Raw genomic sequence first — 1,164 nt, forward strand, 5'->3', positions numbered from 1 at the left:
CCAGTGAGATCTCATCTTGAGGCTAGTTTCCCGCTTAGATGCTTTCAGCGGTTATCTATTCCGAACATAGCTACCCGGCAGTGCCACTGGCGTGACAACCGGAACACCAGAGGTTCGTCCACTCCGGTCCTCTCGTACTAGGAGCAGCCCCTCTCAAATCTCAAACGTCCACGGCAGATAGGGACCGAACTGTCTCACGACGTTCTAAACCCAGCTCGCGTACCACTTTAAATGGCGAACAGCCATACCCTTGGGACCGGCTTCAGCCCCAGGATGTGATGAGCCGACATCGAGGTGCCAAACACCGCCGTCGATATGAACTCTTGGGCGGTATCAGCCTGTTATCCCCGGAGTACCTTTTATCCGTTGAGCGATGGCCCTTCCATACAGAACCACCGGATCACTAAGACCTACTTTCGTACCTGCTCGACGTGTCTGTCTCGCAGTCAAGCGCGCTTTTGCCTTTATACTCTACGACCGATTTCCGACCGGTCTGAGCGCACCTTCGTACTCCTCCGTTACTCTTTAGGAGGAGACCGCCCCAGTCAAACTGCCCACCATACACTGTCCTCGATCCGGATAACGGATCAGAGTTAGAACCTCAAGCATGCCAGGGTGGTATTTCAAGGTTGGCTCCACGCGAACTGGCGTCCACGCTTCAAAGCCTCCCACCTATCCTACACAAGCAGGCTCAAAGTCCAGTGCAAAGCTACAGTAAAGGTTCACGGGGTCTTTCCGTCTAGCCGCGGATACACTGCATCTTCACAGCGATTTCAATTTCACTGAGTCTCGGGTGGAGACAGCGCCGCCATCGTTACGCCATTCGTGCAGGTCGGAACTTACCCGACAAGGAATTTCGCTACCTTAGGACCGTTATAGTTACGGCCGCCGTTTACCGGGGCTTCGATCAAGAGCTTCGCTTTCGCTAACCCCATCAATTAACCTTCCGGCACCGGGCAGGCGTCACACCCTATACGTCCACTTTCGTGTTTGCAGAGTGCTGTGTTTTTAATAAACAGTCGCAGCGGCCTGGTATCTTCGACCGGCGTGGGCTTACGCAGTAAATACTTCACCCTCACCGGCGCACCTTCTCCCGAAGTTACGGTGCCATTTTGCCTAGTTCCTTCACCCGAGTTCTCTCAAGCGCCTTGGTATTCTCTACCC

1 rRNA gene is annotated in these 1,164 nt (G+C 54.1%); it reads right to left on the bottom strand.

The annotated features are described in order from the left end of the window. Window positions 1–1,164, bottom strand: a 23S ribosomal RNA gene (locus VV867_RS30960); the annotation flags it as partial.

The organism is Pseudomonas sp. JH-2, from assembly GCF_036231725.1.
In the GTDB taxonomy this organism is placed as follows: domain Bacteria; phylum Pseudomonadota; class Gammaproteobacteria; order Pseudomonadales; family Pseudomonadaceae; genus Pseudomonas; species Pseudomonas delhiensis.